Annotated in this window: 9 protein-coding genes; all 9 read left to right on the top strand. The window is 44.6% G+C overall.

Features of this window, described 5'->3' with window-relative positions:
- Positions 1-105 precede the first annotated feature (105 nt).
- The 9 genes from HCG69_RS19885 (at position 106) to HCG69_RS19925 (ending at position 16,190) form a co-directional block, all read left to right on the top strand.
- Positions 106-3,291, top strand: coding sequence for a TonB-dependent receptor (locus HCG69_RS19885; protein ID WP_221651463.1), 3,186 nt, complete (start codon positions 106-108; stop codon positions 3,289-3,291).
- Positions 3,292-3,309: 18 nt separating this feature from the next.
- A complete protein-coding gene (locus HCG69_RS19890) occupies positions 3,310-4,995 on the top strand; it encodes a RagB/SusD family nutrient uptake outer membrane protein (RefSeq protein WP_221651464.1) in 1,686 nt (561 codons plus the stop codon).
- A 20-nt stretch (positions 4,996-5,015) separates the two neighbouring features.
- Positions 5,016-6,263: a glycan-binding surface protein gene (locus HCG69_RS19895; protein ID WP_221651465.1), complete on the top strand. Its 1,248-nt coding sequence runs from the start codon at positions 5,016-5,018 to the stop codon at positions 6,261-6,263.
- A 26-nt stretch (positions 6,264-6,289) separates the two neighbouring features.
- Positions 6,290-8,578 (top strand): hypothetical protein, encoded by a 2,289-nt coding sequence (locus tag HCG69_RS19900; RefSeq protein ID WP_221651466.1) that lies wholly within the window; start codon positions 6,290-6,292, stop codon positions 8,576-8,578.
- A gap of 13 nt (positions 8,579-8,591) precedes the next feature.
- A complete protein-coding gene (locus HCG69_RS19905; RefSeq protein WP_221651467.1) occupies positions 8,592-9,968 on the top strand; it encodes a glycosyl hydrolase in 1,377 nt (458 codons plus the stop codon).
- 97 nt (positions 9,969-10,065) lie between these two features.
- Positions 10,066-12,366, top strand: a complete 2,301-nt coding sequence (locus HCG69_RS19910; protein WP_221651468.1) for a glycoside hydrolase family 3 N-terminal domain-containing protein — start codon at positions 10,066-10,068, stop codon at positions 12,364-12,366.
- 24 nt (positions 12,367-12,390) lie between these two features.
- The gene (locus HCG69_RS19915; RefSeq protein WP_221651469.1) at positions 12,391-13,494 is read left to right on the top strand and encodes a glycoside hydrolase family 26 protein; all 1,104 of its coding nucleotides are present in this window, start codon (positions 12,391-12,393) and stop codon (positions 13,492-13,494) included.
- Between the two features lie 39 nt (positions 13,495-13,533).
- Positions 13,534-14,712 carry a glycoside hydrolase family 130 protein gene (locus HCG69_RS19920; RefSeq protein ID WP_221651470.1) on the top strand — a complete coding sequence of 393 codons (1,179 nt, stop codon included), beginning with the start codon at positions 13,534-13,536 and terminating at the stop codon, positions 14,710-14,712.
- Positions 14,713-14,822: 110 nt separating this feature from the next.
- Complete coding sequence (locus HCG69_RS19925) at positions 14,823-16,190, top strand: MFS transporter (RefSeq protein WP_221651471.1); 1,368 nt, start codon at positions 14,823-14,825, stop codon at positions 16,188-16,190.
- The last annotated feature ends 149 nt before the right edge of the window (positions 16,191-16,339 follow it).

Here is a 16,339-nt window from a genome sequence, read left to right on the forward strand (position 1 = left end):
GAATTGTATTAGTATATGATAATATTGTACTTGTCTCTTTTACCACTTGCTCCTACCTTTGCTAACGTAAAAATGTAAATCATTTATTTAAATCTATGTGTTGATATGAAGAACATTATGTTGTTTCTGATAGCACTCCTGATGAGTAGCTATGTGACGGCCCAACAAACCACCGTTACCGGTATCGTGACTGATGCGAATGACGGTTCTCCTCTGATCGGGGCCAATATTTTGGTGAAAGGCACTACGGTAGGTGCTATTGCCGACCTTGATGGTCGGTTTAGTGTGAATGTTCCTGAGGGAAAGAAAATTCTTGTATTCTCCAGTATTGGTTATAAGACGCAAGAAGTTACATTACAATCCGGTCAAAAGTCGGTAACCGTGGCGTTGAAGGAAGATTCGGAAATGCTGGACGAAGTAGTGGTAGTAGGCTATGGTACGATGAAGAAAAGTGATCTGACCGGTTCCGTAGCCAACCTTTCAGGTGATAAGCTGAAAGAATCTATTGTAACCAATGTAGACCAGATGCTTCAAGGACGCGTCGCCGGTGTGCAGGTTGCAGCCAATTCCGGTGCTCCGGGGGCGGCCAATTCCATTCGTATCCGTGGTGCAAGCTCCATCAACGGCACTAATGAACCTCTTTACATTATTGATGGCATACCGATGAGTGGTGAAGGTACCTCTACTGCCGGATTTGAATGGTCGGGTGGTTCCAACGGACAGAATGTAGTAAATCCCCTGGCTTCTATCTCTCCAAGTGATATTGTCTCCATGTCTGTATTGAAAGATGCTTCGGCTACGGCAATTTATGGAACTTCCGGTGCCAATGGTGTTGTTATTATCACTACAAAACGTGGGAATAAGGGACGTACGAATATCACTTATGATGGATATGCGGCACTTCAGCAACGTACCGGGAAAATTGATATGATGGATCTTCGTGAATTCGGAACCTATCAAAAGCAACTTTATGAAGAAGGTGTATTACCTAATGTGGATGTGGCCTATCTGGACCCTTCTTTACTGGGCAAAGGTACTGACTGGCAAGATGCCGTAACGAGTAATGCCTGGATGCATAGTCATAATCTTTCTTTGAACGGTGGTACTGACAAAACTCAATATGCATTTTCTGTTGGTTATATGGGACAAGACGGTATGCTGCTTAATTCAAACTTTGAACGCTATACCGGCCGTATGACCCTGGATAGTGAATTCAATAAATATATTAAGATGGGTGGCTCTTTTTCTTACTCTCGTACCAATGAGTCAATTATTAACAACGATGGTATCAATGGGGTGGTGATGCAGGCTGCTTTAATGTCTCCGTCTGTTCCGGTGTATGATTTTGATGGCAATTATGCCGGCCCCGAATCAGTAAACGGTTCATCTATTTACAATCCGGTTGCTTTGACAAACGACCAGATTAACACCCTGTTACGTGAACGCTTCATGGGGAATGCCTATGCTTTGATCACCTTTAACAAATATGTCAATTTCCGTACCGAGTTTGGTATTGATGGTTCCAATAATCTGAACAAAGGTTTCAAACCCAGCTACGAATATGGTCAGTTAAAGAATACCGATATCATGATTATGCAACGTGAAGAACATAGTCTTTATTGGATATGGAAGGGATATGCTACTTACAATCAGAGTTTCGGTAAACACAATATCAACTTTATGGCAGGTATGGAATCCTCCAAATCTTCTTGGGAAGGTACACAGTTGCAAAAGAATCAATTGTCATCTAATGATATTCATGTAATCGGTGCTGATGGTGTATTCACTTCCAATAGTGGTTGGAAAGACGCTGCCACGAAAGTTTCCGCTTTCGGACGTGCCAATTACAATTATGCCGACCGCTATTTATTGACTGCAACTTTACGTGCCGATGCCTCTTCTAAATTCGGAATTAATAACCGTTGGGGATATTTTCCTTCATTTGCGGCAGCCTGGCGTGTGACAGGAGAGGACTTTATGAAAGGGACTCAGAAATGGCTATCCAATCTGAAGTTTCGTTTGGGATATGGCCAGGTGGGTAGTGATAATATCGGAACGTACCGATATGGGTCTACCATGGTAGCTTTTCCTTCTGCTTTTGGTACGGCATACCGCATGGCAAACAATGCAAATCCGGATTTAAAGTGGGAAGCTTCTGTACAATATAATGCGGGTATCGACTTGGGATTATTCAACGGGAGGATTGATCTGACTGTGGATGCTTATTATAAGACAACCAAAGATTTGTTGTTGCAACCTTCTGTGTCTCCCGTTTTGGGAGGTTCCGGATGGACGGATATCCAAACACCTTTTATGAATATAGGAAAGGTTGACAATAAAGGTATTGATATCTCTTTGAACACACACAATATTGCTACAAAAGATTTCAACTGGCATTCAAACCTCACTGTTTCTATCAATCGCAATAAGGTGAAAGAACTGGATGAACTGGGTACCACCATTTATGGTAAACTGGATTGGTATGCCGGTTTCCAGACCGTTTCTATGATTAAGGTAGGACAGCCTATCGGTGTATTTTATGGATACCTTACAGACGGACTGTTTGAAAATGCCGAGGAACTGCGTACCCATGCCTTGCCCGAAGGAGTAGGTGTACACCGTACAACCGGTGCATGGGTCGGAGACGTGAAGTTTAAAGATATCAGTGGTCCGAATGGTGTACCCGACGGTGTTATCAACGAATATGACCAGACTATTATCGGTGATCCGAATCCTGATTTTACATTTGGCTTTACCAATACCTTTACATACAAGAACTGGGAACTTGGTATCGGACTGACCGGAGCGGTAGGTGGGGATATTCTTAACTATGTTCGTGTAAAAACAGAAGGGTTGATGTCACAGTGGGACAATCAGTCAGCTACTGTGCTCAACCGTGCAAGACTGGGTTATTATGACGGTATCAATACCAATGTGGAGAATGCTGATAATTGTTATCTCATCAATGGAACTTCTTCCCTTCCCCGTTGGAGCGGAAATGATATTAATGGTAATAATCGTATGAGTGACCGTTGGATTGAAGATGGTAGTTATCTGCGTATCCAGAATATTTCATTGGCTTATAATTTCCCTCAAGTCTGGCTGAAGAAGATTGGAATGGCAAACTGTAAACTCTATTTTAATGCGCAAAACGTGTACACCTTTACCGGATATTCCGGTCTTGATCCGGAAATAGGTTCATACAACCAGCAGGTAGGCCTGTCCAATGTGGATATGGGTCGTTATCCTTCGCCACGTGTATATACATTGGGTGCAAACATTACGTTCTAACTTAAAGGATTATCGAATATGAAAAATATATTTAAAACAATTTGTCTGTCGTCTCTGTTAGCGGTGACATCGTCTTGTGCTGATTTCCTGACTATTGTACCTGAAAGCGAACAGGTGCTGGAAACTTATTATACATCGGAGGCTGCAATCAATGCAAATACAGCTTCTCTTTACAGTGCTTTTGTCTGGCAAGACTTCCATATGAACTTTATGTGGATGGCAGGTGATGAATTGGCAGGTGATCTTTTTTATACATTTGACCAGGAAGGACAGTTCTATTATATGACTTTCCAGAATGGCAACACTTATCTGACACAAGGTTGGAATGGCCTTTTCCGTGTTGTTTCTTACTGCAATAACATCATCAATGGCATGCCGGATGCAGCCCGCACGAATGGGATTTCTGAAACGATCATTAATCGTGCGCTTGGCGAAGCACGTTGTATTCGCGGTATTGCTTACTATCTGCTCACTGAATATTGGCAGGATGTGCCTATCATTACCGACAACAACATTTCCGGTGATCAGGTGATCCGTAATAAACAGGCAAGCGTTTATGAATTCATTCGTCAGGATCTGGAATTTGCTAAGGATAATCTTCCGGCTTCTCCGTTTCAGGCAGGGCGTTGCTCCGGATATACTGCTATCGGAATGTTGGCAAAGTTACACCTCACAATGGCGTCTCACTTGTCTGACGGTGCATCTGCCGATAATTTTGCGAAGGCTAAAGCGTATGCAGCCGAAGTGATAAACAAGAGCGGATTTAGTCTTTACGGAGATTTATCAACACTGTTTTATCCTGCAGGAAACAATAGCTCAGAGTCTTTGTTTGCCATTCAGTGTACGAATGACGGATATGGTTACGGTAACAGTCGCAATGTATCCCTCTCCCGTAATGCTTTGATTACTTTAGGATCTTCCTGGGGATCAGGTAAAGGTCCTACACTGAGTTTGCAGGAAACATTTGAAACTGGTGATCTTCGCCGTTACTATACTTACATGCGCAATGGCGATCAGTATGGAAATCTGGGTGGTGGCGGTTATACGTACAGCAACTTCTCCGAAGATGAGAGTACAGAGTCGTCCAACGAAATGCTGGCCCATGTCCGAAAATATGTAATAGGTGCGAATGACGACTGTGGCGGTTTGGCCGGAGCTTCCAATCAGGATGCCGGAAATAACATTTATCTGTTGCGTCTGGCCGATATCTATCTTTGTTATGTAGAAGCATGTATTGGTGCCGGTTCTTCTACAAACGATGTGTTGGCACTGGATGTATTCAAACAGATTCGTTTGCGTGCCGGACTTCCCTGGGAAAAAACAACCATAACCTATGATGAACTGATAAAAGAGCGTCGCGTGGAGTTTGCCCTTGAAAGTATAAACTTCTTTGATGTAAAGCGTATTGCGTATCGTGACATGAATAAGGCGCTTGCTTACCTGAATGGCATGGAACGCCAGCGTCAGTATGTTTCCAATGGTCAGTTTACCTGGCAGGAACGCAATGCTGTGGGCGCTTACCATGGCGGTTTCACTTCTCTCAATCCGAATGATGATCCAAGAGGTAAAGGTTCTATCTTCTATATCAATCCGGATATAGCAAAGATAACAATCGGTGCCGGTAATCTGGTATTACCTGTTCCGGCGGAGACAATAACCAAGACTCCTTCCATTACCCGGGACCCTGTAGATTATCAATTTTAACCTCTAAGTTTAAGAAGATTATGAATAAGTATATATTCAACATTGCTCTTGCAGTATTAACGCTAACCTTTTTCGGTGCATGCTCTGATGATGATGGAAGGGGTGCGAACGGTGGTGCTCCCTTGGTGAGATACATCCGTCCTTGCGATGCTGCAGTTTCAGACTCTTTATTGACGAGTGCTTATCTGGGCGATCGCATTGCCATTATCGGTGAACATTTGGGTGGTGTAAATGCCATTTACTTCAATGATCAGAAGGTCAAGCTAAATCCGAATTTTGTTACGGATAATGCCATTATCGTTAGTATCCCTTCCGGTATTCCGGGTGAAAAGCAGGATTTGATAAAACTGTATACTAATAATGATTCGTGTTACTATTCATTTGAGACGAAAGTTCCTGTCCCGTCGGTTAAATCGATGACCTGTGAATATGTCGCCGAAGGTGATATCGCCTATATCCAGGGATTGTATTTTGTCAATGAGGATGCTAATCCGTTGAAGGTTACTTTTACAGGAGATGTAGATGGTGAAATAGTCAGTCATGATGTGAACAATATTGCCGTAAAAGTACCTGCCGGTGCACAACCTGGTCCTGTTAGAGTAACTTCAGTATATGGTACTGGCGAGAGTTCTCTTAACTTTCGTGACAATCGTAATATTATTCTTGACTTTGACACTCTCTTCCCTGACGGTGGTTACAATCATGGTTGGCATGCCGGTGCAGGTTATGGTACCGAAGAGGGTATTAGCGGGCAGTATCTGATTTTCAAAGGTAAGATGAGTGATGACACCTGGGATGACAGTAACTTTGGTTATGAACGCTGGACGTACCGTACTACTGATTCTGATTTCTTCAATGCAGGCACTTTGGATAAATATGTGTTGAAGTTTGAGGTTAATATTCCGGACGTATGGTCGGCTGCGGCCTTTCAGATTATATTTACCGGTGCCGATGAAGTGTGGCTGAACTGGCAGGAGGGTGGTGCTACAGGAGGGAATCCTAATAATGCTTATATGTCTGATGCTACCTATCCGCGTGCATTGTGGATGCCTTGGACTGCTACCGGCTCTTATACTACTAATGGTTGGACTACGGTAACCATTCCGATGAGTGACTTTAAGTATAATGGAGACGGAGCGGAAGTAGGCGTGAAAGCAGCCGGTCATTATTCAGGAATCACCCTGTTTGTAGGTAAAGGCGGTGTAGCCGGAACAGAATGTACCCCGACCTTTTACATTGATAATGTTCGTGTTGTAGAAGCCGAATGATAAATTTAATTATAAATATGAAAGATATGAAACTCAATAGAATATTCAATCAAATGATATGGGTGGCGCTCATTGTTCTTTCTGTGACTTTCACGGCATGCAACAACGATGATGATGAGTCCGGTGCCATACTACTGGAGGCTTTCGGGCCCAGTCCAGCCCTGCGTGGTAGTAAGTTAACTTTTATCGGCAGGAACCTGGATCGTGTCACGAGCGTGGTGTTACCCGATAATATAGAAATTACAGATATCGAAGTAGTCGATAATCAGCATATCAAAGTTGTGATTCCTCAGAATGCTGTAGTGGGTTATGTGAGACTGAAGGGAGTCGGAGGAGTGGAACTTGTTTCTAAATCACAACTTTCCTATACAGAGCCCATTTCCATCTCCTCAATATCTCCTTCTCCGGTAAAGCCTGGCGATGAGTTGACAATTGAAGGTGAATATCTCAATCTGATGAAACGGGTGATTTTTGCTAAAGACGTAGAGGTAGGCGCTGATGAGTTCATCACACATGAACGGGAGAAGATTGTGGTAGTGGTGCCTCGTGAAGCACAAACCGGTATTATTACTCTGGCAGATAATGCAACAATTCCTGTTGAACTGGAATCAGAGGAAGAATTACAGGTGGTACTGCCGTCTGTGGAGAGTGTGCTGAATCTGACTGATGTAAAGCCGGGTACACAAATCAAAGTAACTGTGAAGGACATTGACTTGCTAACTTCTGTTGTATTATCTGATGATACTCCGGTGGAATTTGAAATAAATGAAGATGAACTCTCATTCACATTACCCGAAGGTGTTACTGATGGTGCTATCTCGATGATTGCTCCTTCTGGTGTAAAAGTAGCTATTGCCAACATCGGAGTAGCTGTTCCGGCAGAGTTGGTCGTAAGTCCTGCAACCGATTTGAAAGCCAGGGATGTGATTACTGTTAAAGGTGTGAATATGGAGCTGACCACTACAGTTACTTTCCCGGGTGTGGAAACAGCAGTAAAGCCCCAATCTGTGACAGCAACAGAGATAAAAGTTCTCATGCCCGAAATGGCAGTCAGTGGTGAACTGGTATTGAATACGGCAAGTGGTAATGTGTCTGCTCCGGTAGTCATTTCTACATTGAAACCTGAGGTACAGGCTTATAATCCAGCTCCTGTAGCTGCCGGTAATGAGGTCGTGTTGCAAGGTAAGAATTTGAATTTGGTGGCTTCTGTCACCTTCAGTGGTGACAAAACAGTTGAAGTGACTTCAACAGACGCTGATCAGTTGAAAGTGAACGTGCCGGTAGATGCTGCAAGCGGTGAAGTGATACTGACGATGAAAAATAGCGAAACAGTGATCTGTGCTTCATTGGAGGTGACTAAACCGATATTCTGCTATATTCCTATATTGCCCGATACAGAAACAAAAATCACTGCCGGAAGTATCCTGCCGGTTGAGATAGAAAATGGTGACAAGCTAACCAATGTCCGTGTAAATGGTAATAACACACAGTATATTCTGCAGGCTTCCACTCTTTACATGCTTATTCCTAATAATGCAGGCGGTAAGACTACAATTACGCTTATTTCTTCCAATGGAGAAATTTCCTATACTATGGATGTTGTAGGTTCGGGTACAATAGAAACCGTTGTTTTTGAAGGAGCTGTAGATTTAGGAACGAGCTGGGGAGAAAATATTTCACTGGAGACAAGTGTCTTTGCAAGCCTGTCGGCCGGTGCTAAGGTTAAGATTTATTTTACTCCTACCGGTACTGCTCCGCAACTAAAGGTAATGAACGGTAACTGGGTTGCATTTCCTGTTTTGGGTGAGGTGATTCCTAATGAATGGGGATGCGTAGATTTTACTCCGGATGATCGGGACTTTACCTTCTCAATGGATGCTGCCATGTTGGCAATCTGCCAGACCGGGGCTTATGGAAAAGGAATGATCATTACCGGTCAGCAGGCCATTATCAGTAAGATTTCTGTTATCACTACCGGAGGTGGAGCCTCGGCTACTGAAACTCTTTGGCAAGGAGAGCAGGTGATGGGAGGCTGGAGCGGTTCGGTACAAATGGATGCTTCCTTGTTTGTCAATGCGAAAGTTGGAAAAACGCTGGTTGTTAGTATAAAAGACCTCGAACCATCAGTCACTTACTGGCAAGTGGGATTGAAAAAGAATACAGCTGGTTGGCCCGATCTAAAGATGGTGGATTTAGCTGCTGATGCTACCGGTCATGAATTTATAATCGATGATGCGATGTTGGCCGAGCTGACCACCAATGGATTGATCATTTCGGGATGTAACTACACACTGACCAAAGTCGAACTTAAGTAAATAAGCTAAGAGTATGAAAAAGTTATTATATGTCCTATTACTTTCTGTTGCCGGAATGTATCTGGCAACGGCCTGCAATGATATCGAAGAACCGGTGATTGCCACACTGGAACCTGCCCGAATGGTCAGTAGTACTCCTGCAAATGGAAGTATTGATCTGCCGGAGGGTAACATCACCTTTGAATTAACTTACAATCAGAATGTATTTTCCCCTTCGGCAGAACATAGCCGGGTGACCTTGGAAGGTGCTACTATCACCAGCGTGTCTGCTTCACTCAGTAAGGTGACCGTTCAAGCCACAGGACTGGAAAAGGGAAAGAACTATAAACTGGTAATTCCCGAAGGGGTTATCATAGGCCCTACAAAAGTGGGGGCTACCGAAGCTGTTATTAACTTCACAACTGTAGCCAATCCAACGATTGTAACTACCCTGTGTACTCCGAATGCTTTGCCGGCAGCGCAGAAGGTATATGATTTTTTGTTAGAGAACTACGGAAAGAAGACCTTGTCTGCTACTATGGCTAATGTAAACTGGAATATCGGACAGGCCGAACGGGTACATACTCTGACCGGTAAATATCCGGCAATGAATTGCTTTGACTATATCCACTTATATGCATCACCTTCCAACTGGATTGACTATTCGGATATTTCCGTCGTTAAGGACTGGTGGGATGCGGGTGGACTGGTAGCTGCGATGTGGCATTGGAATGTTCCTACTTCCGATCCGCAGAATGCAGATACGGGGGCTGATGAGATATCTTACAGCTTTAACAGTGCAAACAATCATTTTGACGCAGCCAACGCCACGGTTGAAGGCACTTGGGAGAATAAAGTATTTGCCGATGATCTGGCCAAAGTTGTTACCCATCTGAAACTGTTGCAGGAAGCTGGTATACCTGTTATCTGGCGTCCTTTCCACGAGGCTGCCGGTGGCTGGTTCTGGTGGGGAAAAGATGCCGGTTCGTTCAAAAAACTATGGGTGGCTATGTTTGATACCTTCCAGGCACAAGGACTGAACAATTTAATTTGGGTATGGACCAGCGAAAGTGGTGACCAGGCATGGTATCCGGGTGATTCATATGTAGACATTATCGGGCGTGACCTCTATGGAAAAGAAGCCACTGATGCCGTAGCTGGATACACTGCTTTGGCGGAACAGTATGGCAGTAAAATGATAACATTGAGCGAATGCGGTGCCTATATGGATAACAATGTTTCTATGGCAAAACTATCTGCACAATGGGATGCAGGAGCACGATGGTTGTACTTCATGCCATGGTATGATGGTGAAGGAGCCGCGATACAGCATGCCGATGATGCATGGTGGCAGGATGCTATGAACCAGACATATGTCATCACAAGAGAAAATATTCCATCCATGAAATAGCGGTGCTTCCCGTACGGGGAAGTGCGCCAGGCGGTGGGAATAGAAGCACCGGGAAGCAATGGTACCTCTTCGTGTGGGAAGAACAAAAGATAAAATTATGAGAAATATTATAATGACAATAGCAATAGGAATGATACTCAGTTCTTGCTCCGGCGGGAAAGGAGAAGTATATAAAGATCCTTCGGCACCTGTGAAAGACCGGGTGGAAGACTTGCTGAGTCGTATGACGTTGGAAGAGAAGGTAGGCCAGATGAATCAGTTTGTAGGCGTGGAACATATCAAAGCCAACAGCGCGGTGATGAAAGAGGAGGACTTGAAGAATAATACGGCCAATGCTTTCTATCCCGGATTTACGGAAAAGGATATAGAAGAGTGGACCGGACAAGGATTGATAGGCTCTTTTCTTCATGTGTTGACATTGAAAGAAGCCAATTATCTTCAGTCATTTGCCATGAAGAGCCGTTTGCAAATACCCGTTATTTTTGGTATCGATGCTATCCATGGCAATGCCAATGCACCGGATAATACGGTGTATCCCACCAATATTAATCTCGCCTGTTCGTTTGATACGGTAATGGCACGTCGCATAGCCCGGGAAACGGCAAAGGAAATGCGAGCCATGAATATGCACTGGACATTCAATCCCAATGTGGAAATAGCACGTGATGCCCGTTGGGGGCGGGTAGGAGAGACGTATGGTGAAGACCCGTATCTCGTTACACAGATAGGGGTACAGACTGTAAAGGGATATCAGCAGAACCTGGACAGCCCGGAAGATGTGCTGGCTTGTATCAAACACTTTGTAGGAGGGAGTCAGCCTATAAACGGAACAAACGGATCGCCAACCGATCTTTCGGAACGTACCCTGCGCGAGGTGTTCTTCCCTCCCTTCAAAGCAGGAGTGGATGCGGGAGCCATGTCACTGATGACAGCTCACAATGAACTCAACGGCATACCTTGCCACGAAAATGAATGGCTGATGACAGAGGTACTTCGGGGTGAATGGAAATTCCCCGGATTTGTGGTGAGCGATTGGATGGACATTGAACATATTCACGATCTGCATGCTACTGCTCCCAATTTAAAGGAAGCCTTCTATCAATCTATCATGGCCGGTATGGATATGCACATGCACGGCATTCATTGGAACGAGATGGTAACGGAACTGGTAAAAGAAGGCCGAATTCCGGAATCGCGTATTGATGAATCAGTGCGTCGTATCCTCGAAGTAAAGTTCCGTCTCGGACTTTTTGAAAATCCGTATGCTGATGAAGAGCAGAGTATGAAGATCCGGCTTTGTCCCGAGCATCGCCAGACTGCTTTGGAGGCTGCCCGTAATGGCATTGTGTTATTGAAGAATGAAGGTATCCTGCCTCTGGATGCTTCCAAATATAAACGGGTATTGGTGACTGGCATCAATGCCGATGACCAGAATATTCTGGGTGATTGGAGTGCTCCTGAGAAGCCGGAGAATGTAACGACCATTCTTGAAGGCTTGCAACAGGTGGCTCCCGGTGTGAAGTTTGACTTTGTAGATCAGGGTTGGGATCCACGTAATATGGATCCGAAGAAAGTAGCTGAAGCCGCTGCACGTGCCCGGAATGCAGATTTGAACATTGTAGTAGCCGGAGAATATATGATGCGCTTCCGGTGGACAGAACGGACAGACGGAGAAGATACAGACCGTTCGGATATCAGTCTGGTAGGTTTACAAAATGAGTTGATAGAGAAAGTGGCTGCTTCGGGCAAGCCGACTATTCTTGTACTTGTCAATGGGCGTCCGCTTGGGGTACAATGGGCGGCCACACATCTGCCTGCTATTGTTGAGGCATGGGCACCGGGAATGTATGGTGGACAAGCTGTTGCCGAAATATTGTATGGAAAGGTGAATCCTTCGGCAAAACTGGCAATCACCATCCCGCAGAGTGTAGGACAGTTACAAATGATTTATAATCACAAACCGTCTCAATATTTCCATCCTTATGCAGCCTATCAGCCAAGTACACCGCTTTACCCGTTCGGACACGGCTTATCGTACACTACGTATAAGTATGAAGATCTGAAACTGACGGAGACAGAAATCAGCAAAGACGGCAGTGTAGGTGTCAGCCTGAAGGTGACAAATACAGGAGACCGTGACGGAGTGGAGATTGTACAGCTTTACATTCGTGATACTTATAGTTGTGTCACCCGTCCGGTGAAGGAGTTGAAAGACTTTGCCCGTATTGCATTAAAAGCAGGTGAGAGTAAAGTAGTGAACTTTATTATAACACCCGATAAACTGGCTTTTTACGATAAGAAGATGAAATGGGGAGTGGAGCCTGGCGAGTTTATAGTGATGGCAGGACCTTCCTCTGCCGATGAAGTGTTACTGAAAGAGACCTTTACAGTAAAATAACAGAAACGAATGATACGAACCGATATGAAAAAGAGAAACCTTTTAATTGCTACGATGGTCTTAGCTTTGGGCATAACATCGTGTGATACAAACAAAAAGAAAATGGAACGAACCCAGGAAACGGAAGCTCTGTTGGAGAACCTGAAACGCATACCTGCACAAGGATTTATGTTCGGGCATCATGATGATCCGGTGTATGGTATCGGCTGGGAGGATGATCCGGATCGCAGTGATGTAAAAAGTGTTTGTGGTGATTATCCTGCTGTGATGTCCTTCGATCTCGGACGCATCGAACTGGGGGGAGACAGAAATCTGGATAATGTTTCTTTTGAGAGAGTGAAGAATGAAATCATTGCACAATATAACCGGGGTGGTATGAGTTCTCTCAGTTGGCATCTTGACAATCCGTTGACCGGTAAAGACTCCTGGGATGTGAGCGATACTACGGTAGTAGCTTCTATCCTTCCCGGTGGTGTGAATCATGAGATGTTTCTTGGCTGGCTCGATAAAGTAGCCGCTTTTATGAATTCTCTTACCAGGGCAGATGGCACGAAAGTTCCTGTGCTTTTCCGTCCGTGGCATGAACATACCGGGAGTTGGTTCTGGTGGGGGCAGAATCTTTGCACAACCAGCCAGTATAAAGCTTTGTGGAAGATGACTTATGACCGTATGCAGGAGAAAGGTGTTAATAACCTGCTTTATGCCTACTCTCCCGGTTCGGAACCCAATGATAGTACCGAGTATCTGGAGCGTTACCCGGGGGATGAAATCATCGACCTTATCGGTTTTGATACGTATCAGTTCGATCGTCAGAAGTATATGGAGACACTGGACAAATCACTGGCTATTCTGACAGAAGTAGGTAGAGTACACAATAAACCTATTGCTATCACCGAAACTGGTTTTGAAACAATTCCTGATTCTACATGGTGGACGAAGACGCTGATGCCGGTTATCAGCAAATATCCAATCAGCTATGTACTGGTGTGGCGTAATGCTCGTGAACGGGATAATCATTATTATGCTCCTTATCCCGGACAAATATCCGCAGCGGATTTTGTGAAATTCTACCAGGCTCCCAACACTCTTTTTGTTGGTGATGTGAATGGACTGTACGTTACGAAATAAACTATCAAACTAAATTATAAAACAGAAAAGACTTCGATTATGAGCCTATTTAAAGACAAAATTGCTACCTTGCTGGCCGAACATGAGGAATTCCTCGCCCGCAAAAACAATCCGATGAAAGGTGGAAATGGTATTATTACCCGTTATGAACATCCTGTGCTGACTGCTGCCCATACGCCGGTATTCTGGCGTTATGATCTGGATGAGAAGACGAATCCTTATCTGATGGAGCGTATCGGCATGAATGCAACCATGAATGCCGGTGCCATCAAATGGAACGGAAAGTATCTGTTGATGGTACGCGTGGAAGGTGCTGACCGTAAATCGTTCTTTGCCGTTGCAGAGAGTCCTAACGGAGTAGATAATTTCCGTTTCTGGGATTATCCGGTGACGATGCCTGAAGATGTTGTTCCGGCAACGAACGTTTATGATATGCGCCTTACCGCTCATGAGGACGGTTGGATATATGGTATCTTCTGTGCCGAACGACCTGACGATAATGCTCCGGCAGGAGATTTGTCGTCGGCAACGGCTACAGCCGGTATCGCCCGTACCAAGGACTTGAAGAACTGGGAACGCCTTCCGGATCTGAAAACAAAGAGCCAGCAGCGTAATGTTGTGTTGCATCCGGAGTTCGTTGAGGGGAAATATGCACTTTATACCCGTCCGCAAGATGGATTTATTGATGCCGGAAGTGGTGGCGGTATCGGTTGGGCATTGGTAGATGACATGACGCATGCCGAGGTGAAAGAAGAAGTTATTATAGACAAACGCTATTATCATACTATTAAAGAGGTGAAGAATGGAGAGGGACCGCACCCGATAAAGACCCCGCAAGGCTGGTTACATTTGGCTCATGGGGTTCGCGGATGTGCTGCCGGATTGCGTTATGTATTATATATGTATATGACTGATCTGAAAGATCCGACGAAGCTGATTGCCGCCCCTGCCGGATATTTTATGGCTCCGGAGGGTGAAGAGCGTATCGGTGATGTATCGAATGTATTGTTCAGTAACGGCTGGATTGCTGATGAAGATGGAACGGTGTTTATCTATTATGCCTCTTCGGATACCCGTATGCATGTAGCTACATCTACCATTGATAAGTTGGTGGACTACTGCCTGCATACACCGCAGGATGGCTTTTTCTCTTCTGCTTCGGTGGAGACGCTGAAGAGGATGATAGAGAAAAACAAGAAAATAGTGATTAGTGAGTAGTGATGAGTGATTAGTGCCATGCGGTATAATTGCGCAGCCTACTAATCACTACTCACTAATTGCTTATCACTAATCACTACTCACTCATCACTAATTACTCTTTTTCTACCATGATAAAACTTAAAGAAAAAATAGGCTATGGTTTCGGTGATATGGCTTCGTCCATGTTCTGGAAACTGTTTGGCTCTTACCTGATGATATTCTATACGGATGTCTTCGGACTTCCGGCTGCTGTGGTCGGTACTATGTTTCTCATTACCCGTGCCTGGGATTCGGCTTTCGATCCGATCGTGGGAATCATTGCTGACCGTACTCATTCCCGTTGGGGAAAGTTCCGTCCTTATCTGCTGTTTCTTGCCATTCCTTTCGGGCTGATTGGCATACTGACGTTCACTACTCCCGATCTGAGTGATACCGGCAAATTGATATACGCCTATGTCACTTATTCGCTGATGATGATGATTTATTCTGCTATCAATGTGCCTTATGCTTCATTGTTGGGAGTGATGAGTCCTGATCCGAAGGAGCGGAATACACTGTCTACTTATCGCATGACATTTGCCTATATCGGCAGCTTCATAGCTCTGTTGCTGTTTATGCCGATGGTGAATTACTTTAGCCAGGGACACAGTGAGCAACACGGCTGGATGATGAGTGTGATAGTCATAGCAGTCATGTGTACGATACTGTTCTATGGCTGTTTCGCATTGACGCGCGAAAGGGTGAAACCTATCAAGGAAGCGCAAAGCCCGTTGAAGGAAGATGTGAAAGATTTGCTTCACAATAAACCCTGGTGGATTCTGCTCGGTGCAGGTATTGCTGCATTGATCTTCAACTCTGTTCGCGACGGGGCCACGGTTTACTATTTCAAGTACTTCATTGTGGAGGAAGATTATGCTACTGTTTCCTTCTTCGGAGTCTCGTTTGTGTTAAGTGGGCTTTATCTGGCAGTAGGCCAGGTTGCCAATATCGTAGGGGTAGTCCTTGCTGCTCCACTCAGCAACCGTATTGGTAAGAAAGCTACCTACATGGGTGCCATGGTGATTGCTACTGTACTGAGCATCATCTTCTATTGGTTTGGAAAGGGAGACATTGCACTGATATTCGTTTTCCAGATACTGATTAGTATTTGTGCCGGAAGCATTTTCCCACTGTTATGGTCTATGTACGCCGACTGTGCCGATTATTCTGAGTTGAGAACCGGCAATCGGGCTACCGGACTGATATTCTCTTCCTCCTCCATGAGCCAGAAATTCGGTTGGGCAATCGGTAGTGCTATCACCGGTTGGTTACTTGCTTATTTTGGTTTCAAGGCCAATGCTGTACAGAGTGCCGAAGCGATTCATGGCATTAAAATGTTCCTGAGCTTCCTGCCGGCAATAGGTACAGTGCTGAGTGTACTATTTATCAGTATGTATCCGTTGAGTGAGAAGAAGATGAAAGACATCACGGTAGAACTGGAGAGAAAACGGAATTAAAAAAGTAATACGAATCAGTAATTCAAACCTGATCCGAAATGAATCAGTTCACCACAGAGGACACGGAGGGCGCAGAGATATTATTTTCTCTGATGAAACGCGGATGATCGCAGATGAACGCAGATTAAAAAACTGTAGTTCTTTATTTT

The sequence above is a fragment of the Bacteroides sp. K03 genome (assembly GCF_019734355.1).
Lineage (GTDB): Bacteria > Bacteroidota > Bacteroidia > Bacteroidales > Bacteroidaceae > Bacteroides > Bacteroides nordii.

Bases quoted from the DNA above. Each gene is read 5' to 3' on its own strand.
- HCG69_RS19885 (WP_221651463.1), top strand. From the start codon at position 106: ATGAAGAACATTATGTTGTTTCTGATAGCACTCCTGATGAGTAGCTAT.
- HCG69_RS19890 (WP_221651464.1), top strand. From the start codon at position 3,310: ATGAAAAATATATTTAAAACAATTTGTCTGTCGTCTCTGTTAGCGGTG.
- HCG69_RS19895 (WP_221651465.1), top strand. From the start codon at position 5,016: ATGAATAAGTATATATTCAACATTGCTCTTGCAGTATTAACGCTAACC.
- HCG69_RS19900 (WP_221651466.1), top strand. From the start codon at position 6,290: ATGAAACTCAATAGAATATTCAATCAAATGATATGGGTGGCGCTCATT.
- HCG69_RS19905 (WP_221651467.1), top strand. From the start codon at position 8,592: ATGAAAAAGTTATTATATGTCCTATTACTTTCTGTTGCCGGAATGTAT.
- HCG69_RS19910 (WP_221651468.1), top strand. From the start codon at position 10,066: ATGAGAAATATTATAATGACAATAGCAATAGGAATGATACTCAGTTCT.
- HCG69_RS19915 (WP_221651469.1), top strand. From the start codon at position 12,391: ATGAAAAAGAGAAACCTTTTAATTGCTACGATGGTCTTAGCTTTGGGC.
- HCG69_RS19920 (WP_221651470.1), top strand. From the start codon at position 13,534: ATGAGCCTATTTAAAGACAAAATTGCTACCTTGCTGGCCGAACATGAG.
- HCG69_RS19925 (WP_221651471.1), top strand. From the start codon at position 14,823: ATGATAAAACTTAAAGAAAAAATAGGCTATGGTTTCGGTGATATGGCT.